The sequence below is a fragment of the Acetivibrio straminisolvens JCM 21531 genome, from assembly GCF_000521465.1.
GTDB lineage: Bacteria > Bacillota > Clostridia > Acetivibrionales > Acetivibrionaceae > Hungateiclostridium > Hungateiclostridium straminisolvens.
This window is the reverse complement of sequence record NZ_BAVR01000001.1, coordinates 76013-93443: the sequence shown is the minus strand read 5'-3', so window position 1 is coordinate 93443 and position 17431 is coordinate 76013. Positions and strand designations below refer to the sequence as shown.

At 42.4% G+C, this 17431-nt stretch carries 17 protein-coding genes and 5 pseudogenes; all 22 read right to left on the bottom strand.

Going from position 1 to position 17431, the window contains the following annotated elements:
* Positions 1 to 56: 56 nt before the first annotated feature.
* Positions 57 to 347, bottom strand: a complete 291-nt coding sequence (locus tag JCM21531_RS19680) for a hypothetical protein (RefSeq protein ID WP_243466960.1) — start codon at positions 345 to 347, stop codon at positions 57 to 59.
* 14 nt (positions 348 to 361) lie between these two features.
* On the bottom strand, positions 362 to 595 hold the full coding sequence (locus JCM21531_RS23345) for an ATP-binding cassette domain-containing protein (RefSeq protein ID WP_279378937.1): 234 nt from the start codon (positions 593 to 595) through the stop codon (positions 362 to 364).
* Positions 571 to 837 (bottom strand): ATP-binding cassette domain-containing protein, encoded by a 267-nt coding sequence (locus tag JCM21531_RS23340; RefSeq protein ID WP_279378936.1) that lies wholly within the window; start codon positions 835 to 837, stop codon positions 571 to 573. Before JCM21531_RS23340 ends, JCM21531_RS23345 begins: the two co-directional genes overlap by 25 nt.
* Before the next feature lie 38 nt (positions 838 to 875).
* The gene (locus tag JCM21531_RS00370) at positions 876 to 1730 is read right to left on the bottom strand and encodes an ABC transporter substrate-binding protein (RefSeq protein WP_243466959.1); all 855 of its coding nucleotides are present in this window, start codon (positions 1728 to 1730) and stop codon (positions 876 to 878) included.
* The gene (locus JCM21531_RS19670; protein WP_243466958.1) at positions 1685 to 1939 is read right to left on the bottom strand and encodes a hypothetical protein; all 255 of its coding nucleotides are present in this window, start codon (positions 1937 to 1939) and stop codon (positions 1685 to 1687) included. Before JCM21531_RS19670 ends, JCM21531_RS00370 begins: the two co-directional genes overlap by 46 nt.
* 29 nt (positions 1940 to 1968) lie before the next feature.
* Positions 1969 to 2625: a DUF1847 domain-containing protein gene (locus JCM21531_RS00365; RefSeq protein ID WP_038286541.1), complete on the bottom strand. Its 657-nt coding sequence runs from the start codon at positions 2623 to 2625 to the stop codon at positions 1969 to 1971.
* Between the two features lie 12 nt (positions 2626 to 2637).
* Positions 2638 to 4312 (bottom strand): annotated as a pseudogene (locus tag JCM21531_RS00360) (ASKHA domain-containing protein).
* On the bottom strand, positions 4272 to 5339 hold the full coding sequence (locus JCM21531_RS00355; protein ID WP_038286539.1) for a methylcobamide:CoM methyltransferase MtbA: 1068 nt from the start codon (positions 5337 to 5339) through the stop codon (positions 4272 to 4274). Before JCM21531_RS00355 ends, JCM21531_RS00360 begins: the two are co-directional and overlap by 41 nt.
* A 37-nt stretch (positions 5340 to 5376) precedes the next feature.
* Positions 5377 to 6492, bottom strand: a pseudogene (locus tag JCM21531_RS00350) (uroporphyrinogen decarboxylase family protein).
* The gene (locus JCM21531_RS00345; protein ID WP_038286537.1) at positions 6482 to 7147 is read right to left on the bottom strand and encodes a corrinoid protein; all 666 of its coding nucleotides are present in this window, start codon (positions 7145 to 7147) and stop codon (positions 6482 to 6484) included. The pseudogene JCM21531_RS00350 and the gene JCM21531_RS00345 overlap by 11 nt, the downstream one beginning before the upstream one ends.
* 180 nt (positions 7148 to 7327) lie before the next feature.
* Positions 7328 to 8262 (bottom strand): annotated as a pseudogene (gene cysK / locus JCM21531_RS00340) (cysteine synthase A).
* A 224-nt stretch (positions 8263 to 8486) separates the two neighbouring features.
* Positions 8487 to 9365: pseudogene (gene nifH / locus JCM21531_RS00335) on the bottom strand (nitrogenase iron protein).
* Positions 9366 to 9383: 18 nt separating this feature from the next.
* Positions 9384 to 9719, bottom strand: coding sequence for a NifB/NifX family molybdenum-iron cluster-binding protein (locus tag JCM21531_RS00330; protein ID WP_038286536.1), 336 nt, complete (start codon positions 9717 to 9719; stop codon positions 9384 to 9386).
* 26 nt (positions 9720 to 9745) lie between these two features.
* Positions 9746 to 9952, bottom strand: coding sequence for a hypothetical protein (locus tag JCM21531_RS00325; RefSeq protein WP_038286534.1), 207 nt, complete (start codon positions 9950 to 9952; stop codon positions 9746 to 9748).
* Entirely contained in the window at positions 9942 to 11462 is a 1521-nt protein-coding gene (locus JCM21531_RS00320) for a nitrogenase component 1 (RefSeq protein WP_038286532.1), read from the bottom strand. Before JCM21531_RS00320 ends, JCM21531_RS00325 begins: the two co-directional genes overlap by 11 nt.
* A 70-nt stretch (positions 11463 to 11532) precedes the next feature.
* Positions 11533 to 12813, bottom strand: a complete 1281-nt coding sequence (locus JCM21531_RS00315) for a nitrogenase component 1 (RefSeq protein ID WP_243466954.1) — start codon at positions 12811 to 12813, stop codon at positions 11533 to 11535.
* A gap of 14 nt (positions 12814 to 12827) precedes the next feature.
* Positions 12828 to 12989, bottom strand: a complete 162-nt coding sequence (locus tag JCM21531_RS18150; protein WP_094184690.1) for a YezD family protein — start codon at positions 12987 to 12989, stop codon at positions 12828 to 12830.
* A gap of 63 nt (positions 12990 to 13052) precedes the next feature.
* Positions 13053 to 13850 (bottom strand): ABC transporter ATP-binding protein, encoded by a 798-nt coding sequence (locus tag JCM21531_RS00310; protein ID WP_038286530.1) that lies wholly within the window; start codon positions 13848 to 13850, stop codon positions 13053 to 13055.
* A gap of 55 nt (positions 13851 to 13905) precedes the next feature.
* The gene (locus JCM21531_RS18145; protein WP_243466974.1) at positions 13906 to 14304 is read right to left on the bottom strand and encodes an ABC transporter permease; all 399 of its coding nucleotides are present in this window, start codon (positions 14302 to 14304) and stop codon (positions 13906 to 13908) included.
* Positions 14305 to 14330: 26 nt separating this feature from the next.
* A complete protein-coding gene (locus JCM21531_RS19655; protein ID WP_054846943.1) occupies positions 14331 to 14717 on the bottom strand; it encodes an ABC transporter permease family protein in 387 nt (128 codons plus the stop codon).
* Positions 14718 to 14885: 168 nt separating this feature from the next.
* Positions 14886 to 15932, bottom strand: coding sequence for an ABC transporter substrate-binding protein (locus JCM21531_RS00300; protein ID WP_054846942.1), 1047 nt, complete (start codon positions 15930 to 15932; stop codon positions 14886 to 14888).
* Positions 15933 to 16114: 182 nt separating this feature from the next.
* Positions 16115 to 17406: pseudogene (locus JCM21531_RS00295) on the bottom strand (O-acetylhomoserine aminocarboxypropyltransferase/cysteine synthase family protein).
* Positions 17407 to 17431: the final 25 nt, after the last annotated feature.

Genomic DNA, 17431 nt, shown 5'->3' with positions numbered 1-17431 from the left:
AGCATTTGTTAGATTGATTACTCTCCTCACAAAGAATCCCCCCTTTCCAAAACCACTTATAGAACAACCTCATCTCCGCCTATTTTTTCTATCAAGTCGTCATAGAAAAGGCTAACAAGCTTGTTTCTAAGGTTGGTATACTCTTCTGATCTTATAAGAGATGTCCTGTCCCTGGGTCTTTTAAAATCCACATTTATTTGCTTCTTAATAGTACCCGGTCCGGCTGACATTACTATAATCTTGTCTGATAAAAGTATTGCTTCGTCTATGTCATGGGTAACCAGTATTACCGTTTTTCTTTCATTTCCATTATCCCAAAGGTTTAGAAGGAGTTCTTGCAAAACCACCCTGTTTTTGGCATCTATAGCTCCAAAGGCTCATCCATCAGAAGAATTCCGGGATTCATTGCAAAGGCTCTGGCAATGGCAACTCTCTGCTGCATACCCCCTGACAATTGGGAAGGATATTTGTTCTTAAAGTTACCCAGTCCCACCAAATCCAAGTATTTGTCAGCAATCTCTTCTATCTCTTTTTTGCTTTTTTTCTTATAAACCTGCTTTAAGCCAAAAATCAGATTTTTCGGGCACTCATCCATGGAAATAAGGAATAGTGCTGAAAAACAACCCCTCTTTCTGTGCCGGTCCCCTGAATCTGCTTTCCATCCAGCAAAATATATCCGTCGGTAGGGAAGTTTAGGCCCGTCAGCAAGCTCAGCAGCGTACTTTTGCCGCAGCCGCTCGGCCCAATGATACTTACAAATTCCCCTTCGTTTATAGACATACTGATATCCTTTATGGCACAAAATCTACTATTATGGTCTTCATATTCCAAGGACACATTTGCAAGCAAATTTTACTCATAATTTTACTTCCCCTTTACTCCTTAAAATCCGCTTTTAGCTTTTTATAAACGGCATCGTCTGGGTACTCCTTAAGAACATCTTCAAGGGCAAGCTTATAGATTGAGGTGTCTATAAAATCTTCAATATTAAGGTCAGAATTGATATAACCGGACTTGTTTATTAATTCCCAGAATCTTACAACCCCATTCTTGTCGGGGTCAGGTATGCTGTGTATATGACCGCCGTATGTTTCTTGCTTTATAATGTCTTTGTCCACTTTGGCATATTTTGCAATAATATCCACTGTTTCATCCTGATTTTCCACATAGAATTTGTATGCCTTTATCAAAGCCGCGGTAAATCTTACAAAGTCCTCTTTATTTTCCTTTATTTTAGTAGAGAGAGCAACCTGGCGGCAGCAAGTATGCATTTTAACCAGTTCTCCCGAATATTTTACTATTTCAAGTCCCTGCTTTTCTCCCAGCTTTATAAAAGGAGTCCATACAATACCTGCATCAACGCTTCCTTTCTTAACAGCCTCAAGTACCGCTGCCGGTGAATCCAACTCATTAATTGTCAATTCATTCTTCCAGTCGATGCCTGCTTCCGACAATGCGGCCCTGAAAATAACATCTCCCGTAGCAAGCCTCACAGTGGCTACCGTTTTACCTTTAAAGCTGTTTAAATCCGTAAGCTCCTTAGCTTTTTCCGGAAGGGCCACAATCCCGTGTCCTTCGGTTTGCTGTCCGCCAAAAATGACAAAATCAGTTCCTTTTGAAATGAAAGTCAATGGTGCGGCCGTACCGAAGGAACCGACGTCTACTTTTCCGGAACTTATTGCATTTAAGCCTTCACCGGAATTCGTAAACAAAAACAGTTCGGCATCCAAGCTTCTTCTTCAAAATATCCTTTTTCTTTTGCTACAAAGTAAAGCACATGTCCCGGGGATGCTAGATATCCAATGTTAAATTTCTTCAATTCCTTTTTTCCATCCGGGTTTGCCGGACCGGCCTTTTGTGCACCTTGACCACCGCAACCGCTTAGAATCATGCTTGCGACCAGTAATAATACAATACTTATCGAAATTCTTTTTTTCATTTTCATCCCTCCGTAAAAATAGTGATTCTCTAAATATCGCCTTCATCCAAAAGCCTTTTATAATAGAAACCGCTATTATACAAAGCTGCCGCCGGATTGTGCCCTAGTACCCTGTCCTTGGTTATCAAGGTCGTTACAGGAGCTTTGGAGTATTTTATAAACAAGGAATCGTGTCCTACGCAAAGCCCCACAATTACATTGAGGTCCGTCTTCTCCTTGTTTAGCAGCTTTGCCTGCAAAACCGGGTTGCACAGTGCCTCGTGGCACCCTTTCTGGATTTTAAGCTCTTCTAAAATCCCAATTTCTGTTTTATCTATTGACCCAACCTTGCAAATAACACTGTAGCTTTCAAGTCCCTTTGCTTTTAATATCTTGGTAAAAATCTTTGTTTCATTCATAAGACCGATGCAGGTGGCAATTCCTATTTTCTTTGCACCTATCCTTTTGGCAAATGCAATAATCTCTTCCACTCTTGTGAGTTTCCCATAATAAGTGCCTTCAATTTCTGCCGCCGCATGGGATATTTTAGAGACCAGGCTGTCATTTCTGTAAAGCACGTTAACTTTCTCAATTTCTTTCTCCGATATGTTGGTAGTCAGGCAAAAGTCCGGAAAATTCTTTTGTCGTCTGTAGCAGTTTAAAACGCCGCAATCGGAGCAGCTAATTTTATTATCTCTATCTTTCATAACATCTTCCTCCTAGAAACTTAGGCATTTGACAAAAACCTTGTCAAAATCCTTGTAATTTGCCAACTCCAACACCTCGACGCTTTTTACAACTTCTTTCATTCCGTCTCTGTAAGTTTCATTCAAAAGAAATGCTTTGGCGCCGGACAATGAAGTGTTGCCGATAAACTCAATTTTTCCGTCAAACTCTTTGGGAAGAAGGCCTATGTTAATAAGGCTCTTTCCCCGAAGATGATATCCGAAAGAACCGGCAATAAGCACTCTATCCACATCAGTGGCCTTCACACCCTTGTTTTCCAGCAAAAATTCAATTCCTGCCCTTATAGCTCCCTTTGCAAGCTGGACCTGCCTTATATCTTTTTGGGAAAGGAAAACCTTGTCGGTAATTTTAAAAATCAATTTTCCGTCCTGCTTTACCAGTCTCCGAGCCAAATCCGGGTGTAAACTGTTTGAGCTTTCCGGATCAATAAATTGACCGTTCTTTTTAATAACTCCGTGGGCTACAAGCTCGCCCACTATATCTAAAAGCCCGCTTCCGCAGATTCCTGCCGCTTCCGTTTCACCGATAACTTTTATATTAATACTCCCCTGATCCTCAACTTCAAAAAACTCTATTGCGCCCTCACCTGCCTCATGCCGCAAGCTATGTTCATTCCTTCAAAGGCAGGTCCCGCCGCTGTGGAAGTGGCCGAAAGATTTCCATGGGAAGCTATTACCATTTCCCCGTTGGTACCTATGTCAACAAACAAAGTGATGCCCTCTTTCTTATGAAGCTGCGATGCCAAAACTCCGGAAACGATGTCAGCCCCTACATATGCCGATATAATTGGGGGCAGATATATAACTGCAAACGGTGAAATATCAATATTGTGTTGCAAAGCATTAAGATATACAGAACCATTTATTTTAGGGGTATACGGATACTTTCCCAAAGCTGCGGGATTTGCATTCGAAGCCAAATGAAGCATGCAGGTGTTGCCGCTAAAGACAATCTCATATATGTTTTTCCGCTTAACACCAGCACCTACGGCAATTTTGCCAATCATACGGTTAATCTCATGTATCAATTCAGAATACATAATCTTAAGCCCTTCTTCATCGGATGAAAACTTGATTCTTGACAATACATCCTGGGCATGGACAGCTTGGGGATTTAAGGTCGAAGAAGTGCCAACTTCCATTCCGTCGTTTAAGTTTACAAGGGAAACCACCAAGGTTGTAGTCCCTATGTCGACAACCGCCCCGTAATTTTCCTCCCTTGTATCTCCAACTTCAACTCCCAGTTCTTTTTTTCCGGCAAACACCCTGGTCATGTTTTCATAAGCAAAATATTCCTTTTTTATCAAAGGCCTTAAGCTATATCAAAGCTCTGTCCCTTGCTCAATATTTTCAGCGTGGTGTTTTGCTTGTTTTCGCTTAAATCAACCTTGATATCTCCGGTTATTTGCGCCTCGCAGGCAAGTACATACCCCAGTTTTTCTTCCTCTTCTAAAAGGCAGTGCTTGCCTTTTGCCAAAACATTCTGCAAAAATTCCCTCTCGAGCCTTACTTTACACTTTCCGCAAGTCCCCGCACCGTTGCACGGGGACTCTATTATTACCCCTGCACTTCGCGCCGCCTCAAGAATGGTGGTACCTTCTTTGACATTAATGGACTTGTTGTGCGGGTAAAAAACTACTTCTGCCATATTCTCTATGCTCCTTTACCGTTTTGGTCAGGGCTCTTATATTTTGAATTGAGGAGGAGGTACTCAAGCCACAAGCCGGAGATATTATATCTATTCCATCCTTTAGCAGGCGTTCTGTCTGTTCCCCCACTTTTTCAGGGGTTCCGAATTGAAGAAGAAAAGTGCTTAGATTACCCATTGTTGTAATAGAGGGAAACTCATCCTTTAGCGCCCGAAGATTTATTATTGCATCCGTGCTTATTGCATCAGACCTTATATAAGGAATAAACTGTTTTACCGTGTTTATATTTCCGCAAATATGTACAATTACCGGAGCATTAAGAGAATGTATTCCGTCAATCAGCTTGTTTAGATACCTTAGGGCATATTCTTCAAACATTTTAGGACCTAAAATCTCGCCCGTTGCAGTGGGATCACCTATAGATATCAAGTCTGCACCGTTGTCTATCATAAGCTTTGCATATTCAATCAGAAAGTCCGTAACATAATTTATTACCTTGTGGGCATTTTCTTTGTCTTTTCTAAGCTCCTTTAAAAACGACACAGGATTTACAATAGATGCCGAAGTGCTCAAAGGCCCTGTCAAATTCCCCACCACAGGTACATCGGTATTTTTTCGGGACAGGTGGTAAGCCGCTTGGACAACAGATTCTATCCTGCCTTTTTTAAGCATCTGTCCAATATCTTGATACACCACTTCCGATACCGAATCAAATACTTCTTTCTCTATTTTTGGCTCACAGGCCAGTGTTCCAAAGTTTATTTCGCTTCCTAAGACCTCTGCCTCCACAGTCATGCAAAAAGGAATACCGAAGTTCTCAAAGCCGGTGTACTTATGGACATCACGGGCAAGTTCCGCCATAAGCCTGTCGTCATGGTGTGCTTCCGGAAGGGTATGCCCGGTACTTTTCATGACATCCACAATCGCAGCGTTCATCATACCTCCGGGGCAAATTACAGGCGGCCGGTCAACCTTTTTTTTGTTTAAAACTCTTAATATTCGTTCCTTGGGACTTATATTGCTCATTTCTTTCTCCTTTCACCATAAATACTTTCATCAACCCCTAAACGTAATCAGAACAATAAGAGTCGTATTGCGATGGAAAATGCCCCTTGTAAATCATGTAGTTAAAAAAATCTTCGCTGGGAGATATCCGATTTCTCTTACTGCATCCATCATTGCATGAATATTTCTAAAGGGCGTCTCAGTAGGAAGGCTGCATCCCGAAGCCACAATATAGCCTTTTGGATTGTCATAAGCCTGGCGCACGCACTCAAAAACCGCTTTTTTCACATCGGAGACTGTCCCTTGAAGCATGGTCTCAGAGGGCTTTATATTTCCCATGAGTCTTACTCTATGGCCTACTTTTTGCTTTGCCTCAAGAAGACTTGCATCATTGTCAATGCTTATACAGTCGGCCCCGGCTTCAGCCATCAGGTCCCATATTTTATTTGTCTTTCCGCAAATGTGTAAAGTTACGCTTTTGCCCCGGGAATGAATATAGTCAATCAATCTTTTCAAGTACGGGAACGAAAATTCTTTAAATTGCTTGGGGCTTATTACAGTATTTGAAGACATTGCATCGGTGAGACTCGGTGTGCATCCCGCATCAATAATTGCCTTTGCATATCTCAAATTGGTTTCCAAAGATATCTCGCATAGTTTATGTACTTTTTCAGGGTCTTTGAGAGTTAATCTTACAAGGTTTTCAGCACCTATCAGGAAAGATGCGTTGGTGAAAGGACATGTGACAGGTCCTGTTACCGTTACTTCATCGCCTACTTCTTCCGCTACTATTTTCATTGCTTCAAGATGATGGGGTAAATTTCCGTCTTTGTATGGATCTGCAGGTTCCAATGTATCAATCTCCGAGACATCATTTATTGCAGGAGCTTCAAGATATGCCGTTTGGTCATAGGGATAATGTACTTTTGCACCCATTGCCTCAGCCTGAACGTACAAGTCCGTAAAAACCTTATGACGTCGTATCCAAACATCTTGTAAGAAGCAATATGGCTTTTGCAAGCAATTTGCCGTTGCCTTTGAACTCCGATACCTTGGCATTTATTACCCCCGCTGCGGTGTTGCCTACAATCGGCACACAGGGGAGCCTATCTATCTGCTGTCCTTTGTTGTATGCTTCCATTCTTTCTTTGGGAGTCATTTGGTCACAAAGCATCAGGCAGCACCCCCACCAGCTTTCTTGCCAATCTCACAGCCTCTGCCGCATTGACCGAGTATCCGTCCGCGCCGATTTTATCCGCAAATCTTTGAGAAATTGGCCCTCCGCCCACCATCACTTTATATTGGTCTCTTATTTTCTGCTCATTTAAAATATTTATTACTTCAGCCATTCCATCCATGGTGGTAGTCATCAGAGTGGACAGAGCAATAATTTTTGCGTTGACTTCCTTTGCTTTTTCAACAAACCGTATGGGAGGAATGTCTCTTCCAAGGTCAAAGACCTCAAAGCCTGCGGATTCCAACATTATTTTTACCAGGTTCTTGCCGATGTCATGAGTGTCTCCTTCTACGACTCCTATTACAATCCTATGTTTTTCAACCTTGTCGTTTATTCTTATATGGGGCTTTAATATATCCAGACCTGCATACATTGCATCGGAGCACATTAACAGCTCGGGAATGAAATATTCCTCTTCCTCAAACAACTTTCCCGCCCTATCCATACCGTCGGCAAGACCTTTGTCAATCGCTTCATAGGCATCATATCGGTCAACAACCACCTTTTTCGAAAGCAGGACTGTCTCGTCTTCATCCATGTTAACCACTGCATCCGACAGCTTTTTAAACAGCTCCTCTTTACCTACTGACATTTTGAAACCTCCTACATTAGTAAACATATCATTTTAGTCGTGTTTAATTTATTATTTTTGGAGGTTACCCTCCCACCAACACAATCTATTCTCTTGTATAAAATAAATATTCACTCTTTTGTTCAATTAACCGTCATTAAATAAACGTCCGTCTTTTCTTTACAGGTTAATCCCTGCAAATTAATCTTCCTGGAACAAAGCTGTAGAAAGATATCTTTCACCGGTATCGGGAAGCACGACAACTATGTTTTTGCCTTTATTTTCGGGCCTTTTGGCAATTTGCGTTGCCGCAAAAGCAGCAGCTCCTGAAGAAATTCCTACAACGAGTCCTTCGGTTCTTGCAAGTTTCCTGGAAGTTTCAAAAGCTTCTTCATTTTTAACCTTAAAGATTTCATCAACCACTTCCCTGTTAAATATGTCCGGAACAAATCCCGCACCTATTCCCTGAATTTTATGCGGTCCTTTCGTACCTCCCGACAAAACCGGTGAGTCAAAGGCTCTACTGCGACAACTTTAATATTGGGGTTTCTGGATTTTAAAACTTCACCCACACCGGTAACAGTTCCCCCTGTACCGACTCCACCTACAAAAATGTCCACTTTTCCGTCGGTATCCCGCCATATTTCTTCGGCAGTGGTCCTTCTGTGAATTTCAGGATTTGCCGGGTTCTTGAATTGTTGCGGTATGAAAGAATTGGGAATTTGTGCTGCCAGTTCCTCTGCCTTCTTTATTGCTCCCGGCATTCCTTCACTTCCGGGAGTGAGGACCAATTCGGCTCCTAAGGCCTTTAAAAGATTCCTCCTCTCAATACTGAAGGTCTCAGGCAACGCAATTATTAATTTATATCCCTTCGCGGCTGCCACAAATGCAAGGGCAATTCCTGTGTTTCCGCTTGTAGGCTCGATAATTACCGTATCTTTGTTGATAAGCCCCTTTTCTTCCGCATCCTTGATCATTGCATAACCGATTCTGTCTTTGACACTGCTTGCGGGATTAAAAGACTCAAGCTTTGCAATAACCTTTGCTTCCAAACCGTTTTCCCTGTTGTAATTTGATAATTCGAGCAAAGGCGTGTTGCCTATAAGTTCCGTTAAATTCTTTGCTATCTTTGACATAAAATCTCCTCCTAACATCTTATTTGTTTTCCTCTCCCAACTTCTCCCGTTTTAACTGTCCTGCATATTCCATACTAATCTTATATGTTTTGTATGTTTTTATTTTATTGCATAAATTCTCCTTTGTCAATACTATCCACAAAAATATTTTTATTTCTATCGGTTTAGTCGTGTTTAAGGTCTATTTCATATAAATTTACTCTCATAGAAATTCTCCACTCCTCTCAAATGCCAGACGCTTTGCTGGTAACTTCACCCGTCTCCAGAGCCAGCAAATGATCCGCCCATTTTGAAGCCCATTCCCGAAGTTCATGGACATCCAAAGGTTCGGGTACTTTTGATTCGGTATGCTCTGCAATTTTTAATGCAAGTCTTGTATATATCTTTGCCTACTCGGAATTTGGAGCCGCCTCAATTGTGGTTTTACCCTGAAGCTCGCTTTGCGTAACAGTAACCGATCTTGGAACGTATTCTACTACCTGGGTTTTTGTTTGCTTCACAAAATCATCTATTATCTCTCTTGCATAAGGGGCGTTTATTGAATTGGCTATGACCCCTCCCAGCAAGGCGCCTCCGGCATTTGAATACTTGTGTATTCCTCTGAAAAGATTGTTTGCCGCATAAATAGCCATAAAATCTGCCGAGGACACTGTAAATACATGCTCCGCAATACCCTCCCTGATGGGAACGGCAAATCCTCCGCAAACCACGTCTCCCAAGACATCATATATTACAAAATCCAGATCCAGCTCTTCAAAAACCCTTTGCTGTTTGAATAGTTGGACAGCTGTTATTATACCTCTTCCGGCACAGCCCACTCCGGGAGCCGGTCCTCCTGCTTCAACGCAGTACACCCCTCCGAAGCCCTCATGAATAACGTCATTGGCGTTGACGGAAGTCTTCTCCCTCAATGTGTCCAAGACTGTAGGTATATATTTTCCGCCCCTTAAAGTATTGGTCGAATCACTTTTAGGGTCACACCCAAACTGCATTACTTTAAAACCCTGCTTTGCCAAAGCCGCACTTATATTGGATGTGGTGGTGGATTTTCCGATTCCACCCTTCCCGTAAATAGCAATTTGCTTAATCTTTTTATTTGCCAATTTCAACACTCCCAACCTTTAGATTTTTATTTTTTGATTTGTCAATCTATCCAGCAGCTCGTCAATGTACCCAGCCAAGGAAAAAGCTTTTATTCCTTTCTGCTCCAACACTTGTGCCGCACCGGGGCCAATCATAGCCACAAGAACAACTTTGCAATCTGAAAGCAATTGGGCTGTATACAACAACCCGTCTTCACTATGGTCACCATTTAGGCATGCAGGACGGTTTTCTCTGGATTCTACAAACTCCCACCCACTATCATCAACCTCAAAAATCATAAAATTCAACGCTCTTCCAAAGTGGGTGTTTACTACTTTTCCGTCACTGCTTGCAACAGCTACTTTATAACCCATACAAAAACCTTCTTTCATAAATTCCTTTATCCGTGGGAAAATGTTTCTACCCTTTGCTCATAAAGCATATCTGCCAAATCCTCATTGCTTCCGGGTATTCCGCATGCATCTGCCCTGCAGTGCTTGCAGTGCCTGAACACCTCAATATATTGCTCTGCATCCTCTCTTTCTTTATTCAGCATCACACAGTCAGGAGCCTCAATATCTGCCTTTTCAAGCTCTTTATCCCCCATGATTTTCTATATATTTAAACGGATCCTCCTCGTACCAGCTGTTGTAATATGGAAGCCTTGTATATCTTGAGATGTTTTTGTTAAAGGAATTGTTCTTAAGTATCCTATTTAGTCTCCTTGCAACCTCAAAAGCCCCTGAGTATCCCATATAGTTTACTGCCTGGGAGAAAATCGGAAATATCGGAAAGCCTTGCTTTGCGGCCCATACATTTCCGCCCACATGCCCTACATATACATCAGGCTTGAGCTTATTTAAGAGATTGGATTGTTCAAAGGGCTGCCCCGTGGCTATGTTAAAGACCAAGTTGTCGTTGTTTTTTACCGTGGAGATAAGCTTTTCACCAAATTCATCAAAGTGATAGCCTTTCATTCCCAAAACCTCAAGCCCCAAATCCTGAAGGAGCTGTGCAGTCGCAAGCACCCTTATTTCTCCTCCCGCCAAGAATACGCTTTTTCCGGCAAAGGCTTTTTTATACGGTTCCAGTGCTTTATTAAGCTCCTTGGTTTCACGCTCAACCAGCCTCTCTGCCTGCTCCCTTATTCCAAAATGCCCCGCAATATCCAGCACCCATTTGTTCGTATTTTCAATTCCTATGGGTATCGTTTCAAGGACATAGGGTATGTTGTAATGCTCTTTCAAATGTCCGACGAAATAGTCATCATGGGTTGAACAGATACTTACATTCAAAGCTGCCTCATGAACCTCTTCAAAGTCTTTGGGAGTTGAATAACAAGGAAGAATTCTCACCTTTAGCCCCAAAGCCTCAAGTATGCGTTTAAGCTCCAATTCATCACCGTAGCTCATTGAAGAGACATTTAAAAGATTTACCGTTTTGCTTTTTGCAAGCTCAGCTCTGTATCTCTCTTCGTCGTCGATATAATCTTTTTGAGGTTTTTCATTGCCGACTACCAGATTTCTAAGTATTCCATGGTAAACCGAGTCGTATGCCGTTGCCATGATTTTGCTTCTAAAGCCCTCACAATGTACTGTCACTATTTTCGCCGCCACACTTTTTTGAAGGTCCCTAACCACACTTTCCACATCATCCCCGATAATGGCAGGGACGCAGCTGTTTACCACTATAATTGCTTCCGGCCGGAACTCTTTTTCTGCGAACAATATGGCATCTTTAAGCTTTGTTTCTCCGCCGGATATGCTGTCCGCCTCGTCAAGATTGGTGTTAATCCAAATCAGTCCGTCGGCTTTTGGGTCTCTTAGCTGCTTAAACGCCTTTGAAATTCCGGCGAAGAAAATATTACCTCCACCGCACCCAATAGGACCGTGTACAACAATAACCGCATTGCGTACGGTATTTAGGATTGCCAGGCTCAAAACAAGGGTACATCCCTGGGTCTGCGAGAACTGCCTTCTTGTTCCGTTCAGGCACCCTTTTCTAATTCCTTCGGAAAGGACACAGCAGCTTCCGCCAAACGCGCTGCAGGCCTTGAGTCTATCCTCCCTCACCGGAGGAGCTTTTTCATTGAGGTAATTGTATACTCTGTTTTCCATTGATAAATCCCCCCATTATCTGCTTTCCAAAAGCACACTTAGAATATCTTCCGTTAATGTAAGTGCTCCGTCAAATCCTGCATATGCTATCCAAAACAACACGGTTGGAAACGGGATACATTACACTTAGGTGCTGGGCATTAATCTTTTGAGCAGTTTCCTTTTCGATGCTGCTCCCGATGACAAAAGCCGGAGTCATGGAGTTGTAATACCTTGAACCCCTGTTTTCCTCCCAATGCCGGTTTATATGTTTTAATACACCGGAGGCATCCGTATCAAACACCAGTTCAGGCTTTATTCCTGATTCATAGTCGGTAAATTTTCTTGCTACAATTTCCTTTTGCTCTTCCTTTATCAAATCATTTATGACAACCAATTCGGGAAGCCAACCCAAATCATCGGCAAGAAACCTCGTGATTCCCTGGGTGTAATTCACATCCCCCACAACAACTGCGTATCTTTGAAGATCAAAATCGCTGTAGGCATCGACAACCCTCTCTAAATACCCGTAATACCTTCTTCTCTCCTTTTCAATAAGCTCATTGATAAGTTCACCGCTCACCCCAAGGGCTGTTCCCACTTTTTCGATAAATCTTGTGGTCCCATGATCTCCAATGGGAAAATCCACAGTGATATAATCGGTACCGTGCACTTCTTTAAATGTTTTAGCCGCATCAACCCCGTATGTATCGGAAACCACAATATTTAAAACTGCTTTTGAAGAGTTTTTTAGATTCTCAAGGGTTTCATCTTCTCCAAAGAACGTGTTGACCTTATATCCCAGACCTTCAACAAGCCTTTTTAAAACTCTTAGGTTTCCCTTCCAGTAAACATCCTGCACAGGTACGACACCCCAGAGGTTAACCAGCCTTTCATCCTTTTTATGATTTGCTTCAACATACTCAGTGAACAGTTTTGACAGGACAATATCATAGCCTTTGTAAGAGTTGCCCCTAAAACCTCCGGTATCGGCGGCAAAAAGCCTTTTTCCTTTATCGAGACTTTTAACGACAGATTCGGCATCATCCCCTATCATTTCTACCATGCAGCCTGTAATGACAAAGTAAATATCCGCCTCGACAATTTCCATTGTGCTTAAAATCTGCTGCTTTAGCCTTCCCTCACCGCCAAAAACAATTTCCCTTTCAAAAACATTGGAGCTTGGCAGCGACTGGCCTCCGCAGTATCCGCTTCCCACATAGCCGCCGCCCCCGTTAATTGCATTGGATATATTAAATCCGCACCCGGCTGCCGCATGAAGTATGGGCACAACACCGGGCAGGGCATTGAGAGTGGCAACAGCACCGCCCATTGCGCAAATATATTTAGGACGATCAACAAACTTTCCCATTTACAACCCCACCTTTAAACAAGCCTTATTTTTTCGTTTTTTTCAATCTGAATCACCTTGCCGTCCTGAATAATAATTGTGACGGTTCCGAATTTTATATCATTGATGATTTTTATTAACCTCTTTGTATCTTCCTCAGTAAGCGCTTTTTTGTCGTTTTTATTTATTTCTGCCATAGATACTTCCCCCAAACCTTTTTAGATTTTGAAACGGTTAAAAATCAAAGGTTATTTTTACAATCAGAGATAATAGCTTAGCTGTTCTTCTTTTGCGAAATGTAAGATTTCAAGGATTTTTGACCTTATTTTGAAGAAGTCGGGATCGTTTCTTCGTCTCGGCCTTCCAATCTCGACTTTTATTGTCTCCTGAATCTTTCCCGGTCTTGGTGTCATAATTACAATTCTGTCGCTCATGTAGATTGCCTCATCTATATCATGGGTTACCAAAACAACAGTGGTTTGGCGCTCCTGCCATATTCTTAAAATCTCATCTTGCATTTGCATACGGGTAAAAGCATCCAAAGCTCCCAGCGGTTCATCCAAGAGTAGTACCTTCGGATGGTTCACCAGTGCCCTGGCAAGGGCCACCCTTTGGGCCATTCCCCCCGACAATTGGTGAGGATACGAGTTTTCAAAACCGGTAAGGCCCACAAGATTGATATAATCCTGCACTTCATTTTCCTTTTTGTTATAAACCTTTCTTGCAACCAATCCCGAGGCCACATTATTTTTCACATTGAGCCACGGGAAAAGGGTTGGGTCTTGAAACACTAGCCCCCTTTCATAACCCGGGCCCGAAATCGGTGTCCCGTCAAGCAACACTTCTCCAAGGCTTGGAGTATCAAGTCCTGCGATGAGTCTTAGTAAAGTGGATTTACCGCATCCACTGGGACCTACAAGGGAGACAAATTCCCCTTCATTTACGATAAGGCTTGCATCCTTTAGTGCTACGATTTCATTACCCTTTACATCTAGAAAAGTGCGTCCTACATTTTTAATCTCAAGCTTTCCTGAATCTACTTTCCGGGAATTTACCATTTTATCAGCCCCTTTTGCCAGATTAGAACTCTGTCCTTAAACTTGAACAGCAAGGTCAAAAGCTTGAGAACATTACCGCCATTAAAATAAGACTTGCATACACCTTGTGAAGCTCTGCCCAACCTTGCGCCCAGTTGATATACCATCCGAGCCCGGCTTTTACACCCAACATTTCGCCCACAATCAAGGTCAGGAATGAAGAGCCCATTCCCATGAACAGCCCAATAAATATGTTGGGGTAAGCTGCCGGTATGGCAACTTTAAATATCAGATATTTTCTATCCGCTCCCAATGTCTTTGCCACTTCAAAGAAGGAGTTTCTCACATTTGCTATGCCGGAGCTGGTCATAACCGTCACCGGGAACCAAACTGCAAGGACAATCAAGAACACACTTGCGGAGAAAGTATTGGGGAAAACCACCATTGCTACCGGAATCCATGCGGTGGCAGGAATGGGACCTATTATTCTAAGGAACGGTGTTAGCCAGTAGTTGACCTTTTTGCTCCAGCCATTGTTATACCCGTAACCAGTCCAAGGGATACTCCAATCAAATAGGCGATGAACATAAGCCTTATTGAATGCAATGTGCTTATAAGAAGGAGCTGCCAATCATCCCTGAAGACCGAGAGAACTTTGTCGGGCCCGGGAAAGTAGGGAAGTTCAAGCAGTGCAAACTTCAGTGTTGCCAGGTCCCATAGCTCCAATAACAGGACTGCCACCGTAACAAGGGGTACAAAATGTTTAAGCTTGCGGGATAGTGTTTCAATCTTCAGTGAAAGCAGGCACAGTACCAGATACAAAACCGCCGCTGTCGCCAGAACTGCTGCATATGTATAACGGATATTGAATTCCTGGTTGTTTGGCAAGGTTAGATGAAGATGCAGAGCTAATACAAAAGCAAAAAGCGGTAAAACTATTACGGGGAAAATATTTTTCTTGTTTTGGAGTTTATGCCCACATTACTATGTATGCTGATGTTTTCTGAGTAGTTTAACGGATTTACGGCCATTGATTTATCCCCCATTTAAAGTTTCTTAATTTCCATTAAAGTCAGGTATGACTTCTGCAAATATCTTGTTAAATAATTCTGTTTCATCGGTAGAAGCTTCAAGTATACCTTGCTCTTTCTGTTCATGAATAAAGAATTTGATGTTTTCTTTTGCGCTTTTTACCCCCGGTCTCCAAACGTAGCCTCTAAGAAATTCTGCATTCTGTTCAACACTCACAGATACATACTTGTTGTCAACCTCAATTTTAGAGGCCTCATCAATATTTTCACCCACCCACTCGGTGGCTCTCAAAACTGCTCTGGTATATCTGGCTGCAGCATCCGGGTCTTCTTTTACCAGCTTTTCACTTACAACCACATAGCAGCAGTATCCTGATCTATATGGCTCATCTTTTGCTATATCAACCAAGGCAACATAGTTCTTTTCCTTGACAAGTTTTGTTCCGAACGGGTCCCAAGTGATAAAGGCATCAATCTCCTTTTTGTCAATCGCTGTTTCAAGCTGCGCAGAAGGAAATGCCTTCCACTGAACATCCTTTTTAGGGTCGAGCCCGGCTTTTTGAAGCTCAAAGGACAGAATAATCATTGGCCCTCCGCCTATTGATTCCACACCTATGGTTTTGCCTTTTAGGTCTGTAACACTTTTTATACCGGAGTCGGGCGGCGCCACAGCTACAATACATCCGGCGTGAATTCCTGCGGTAAGCTTAACCTTCAAGCCTTGTTCAATCGCTTTAAACCATGCGAAGTTACCCACAGATGCGTCAATTTTTCCTGAAGCTATTCCGGTTTTTAGCTTTTCGAAATCTGCTTTTACGAACTCAACCTCTAGGCCCTCATCCTCGAAAAAGCCTTTATGGTATGCCGCAAACAATGGCGCTTCGCACGTTCCTCCGGCATAGGATACGGTTATCTTCTTTTTCTGTTGCTTTGAGCCATTGCCGGGACTTACTACTGTTGTTCCCGTTTCATTTAAGTTGCCTGCCGGTGTGCTTTCCTCTTTTCTGCATCCCGGCAACACCAAAGTAAAGAGCAGTATCATGGCAATTACCGAAAAAAGCTTTCTTTTCATTTTAAATCCTCCCCCCTAATCTGTTATATTTGCTTAATTTTCTCTGCTTTTTAAGTATTTCAGCCGTTTTCATTAGTATTCATACTTGTTTAGTCGTGTTTTTGTTATTTTAAAATTCCTAAACCCTTTAGGAACTTCTTTAGAACAGAATTTATTCGACTTTTATTGGAAAGCCTTGCACTTTAGACGTCGGTTGCCTTTCTTAACGCCTGATCCAAATCGAAAATCAAATCCTCTGCGTCCTCTATACCAATGGAAAGACGAATCATGTCGGGTGCAACCCCTGCAGCCCTCTGTTCATCTTCCGAAAGCTGGGCGTGAGTTGAGCTTGTAGGATGGATTACCAATGATTTTGCATCTGCAACATTTGCCAGAAGCGAGAAAATTTCAAGATTATCAATAAACCTCTTTGCAGCATCAACTCCACCTTTTATGCCAAAGGTAAAAATAGAACCCGGCCCTTTGGGAAAATACTTTTTAGCCAGCTCATAATATTTATTGCACGGAAGACCCGGATAATTAACCCATGAAACAGCTGGATGTTCCTTTAAAAACTCCGCTATTTTTTGCGCGTTGGATACGTGTTTTTGCACCCTCAAGGAAAGGGTCTCCAAGCCTTGAAGAAGCAAAAAAGAGTTAAAGGGACTTATAGCTGCACCGGTATCGCGCAATAACTTTACTCTGGCCCTTACTATGTAAGCAATTTGTTTAAAGCGCTCATAAAACCTAAGGCCTCCGTAGCTTGTGTCCGGTTCTGTAAATCCCGGAAATTTTTCGCTTTCGGACCAGTCAAACTTTCCCCCGTCAACTATAAGTCCACCTATGGAAGTACCGTGGCCACCAATAAATTTTGTGGCCGAATGAACTACAATATCAGCTCCGTATTCAAAGGGTTTTATAAGATAAGGAGTACCAAAAGTGTTATCAACAATTAGAGGAATTCCGTTTTGATGGGCAATGCGGCTACCTTCTCAATGTCAATGATATTAATACCGGGATTGCCTATCGACTCAATATAAAGTGCCTTCGTTTTCTCTGTGATGGCCTTTCTGAAGTTTTCAGGATCATCAGGGTCTACAAAAACAGTTTTTATTCCAAGGTCAGGCAATGTAACGGAAAATAGATTGTACGTCCCCCCATACAAGGTACTTGCAGCAACAATTTCATCTCCCGCTTTGGCAATATTCAATATTGAATATGTAACTGCTGCCGAGCCGGATGCAAGAGCCAAAGCTCCGGAACCTCCCTCAAGCGCCGCTATTCTCTGCTCCAGCACATCATTTGTAGGGTTTACTATCCTTGTATATGTATATCCGAATTCCTTTAGTGAGAACAATATTTCTGCACGTTCCTGGCTTTCTATTGAATATGATGCCGTTTGATAAATCGGAACAGCCCTGGAACCTGTCGTAGGGTCCGGCACCTGACCTGCATGAACCTGCAAAGTATCGAATCCAAGCTCTCTTTCACTCAATCGCCCTCATCTCCTTGTAAAAAAT

Excerpts from the sequence above, each read along its gene's own strand:
- JCM21531_RS23345 (WP_279378937.1), bottom strand. The coding sequence starts at position 595 with ATGGATGAGTGCCCGAAAAATCTGATTTTTGGCTTAAAGCAGGTTTAT.
- JCM21531_RS19670 (WP_243466958.1), bottom strand. The coding sequence starts at position 1,939 with ATGAAAAAAAGAATTTCGATAAGTATTGTATTATTACTGGTCGCAAGC.
- JCM21531_RS00365 (WP_038286541.1), bottom strand. The coding sequence starts at position 2,625 with ATGAAAGATAGAGATAATAAAATTAGCTGCTCCGATTGCGGCGTTTTA.
- JCM21531_RS00355 (WP_038286539.1), bottom strand. The coding sequence starts at position 5,339 with ATGAGCAATATAAGTCCCAAGGAACGAATATTAAGAGTTTTAAACAAA.
- JCM21531_RS00345 (WP_038286537.1), bottom strand. The coding sequence starts at position 7,147 with ATGTCAGTAGGTAAAGAGGAGCTGTTTAAAAAGCTGTCGGATGCAGTG.
- JCM21531_RS00330 (WP_038286536.1), bottom strand. The coding sequence starts at position 9,719 with ATGGGTTATAAAGTAGCTGTTGCAAGCAGTGACGGAAAAGTAGTAAAC.
- JCM21531_RS00325 (WP_038286534.1), bottom strand. The coding sequence starts at position 9,952 with ATGGGGGATAAAGAGCTTGAAAAGGCAGATATTGAGGCTCCTGACTGT.
- JCM21531_RS00320 (WP_038286532.1), bottom strand. The coding sequence starts at position 11,462 with ATGGAAAACAGAGTATACAATTACCTCAATGAAAAAGCTCCTCCGGTG.
- JCM21531_RS00315 (WP_243466954.1), bottom strand. The coding sequence starts at position 12,813 with ATGGGAAAGTTTGTTGATCGTCCTAAATATATTTGCGCAATGGGCGGT.
- JCM21531_RS18150 (WP_094184690.1), bottom strand. The coding sequence starts at position 12,989 with ATGGCAGAAATAAATAAAAACGACAAAAAAGCGCTTACTGAGGAAGAT.
- JCM21531_RS00310 (WP_038286530.1), bottom strand. The coding sequence starts at position 13,850 with ATGGTAAATTCCCGGAAAGTAGATTCAGGAAAGCTTGAGATTAAAAAT.
- JCM21531_RS00300 (WP_054846942.1), bottom strand. The coding sequence starts at position 15,932 with ATGAAAAGAAAGCTTTTTTCGGTAATTGCCATGATACTGCTCTTTACT.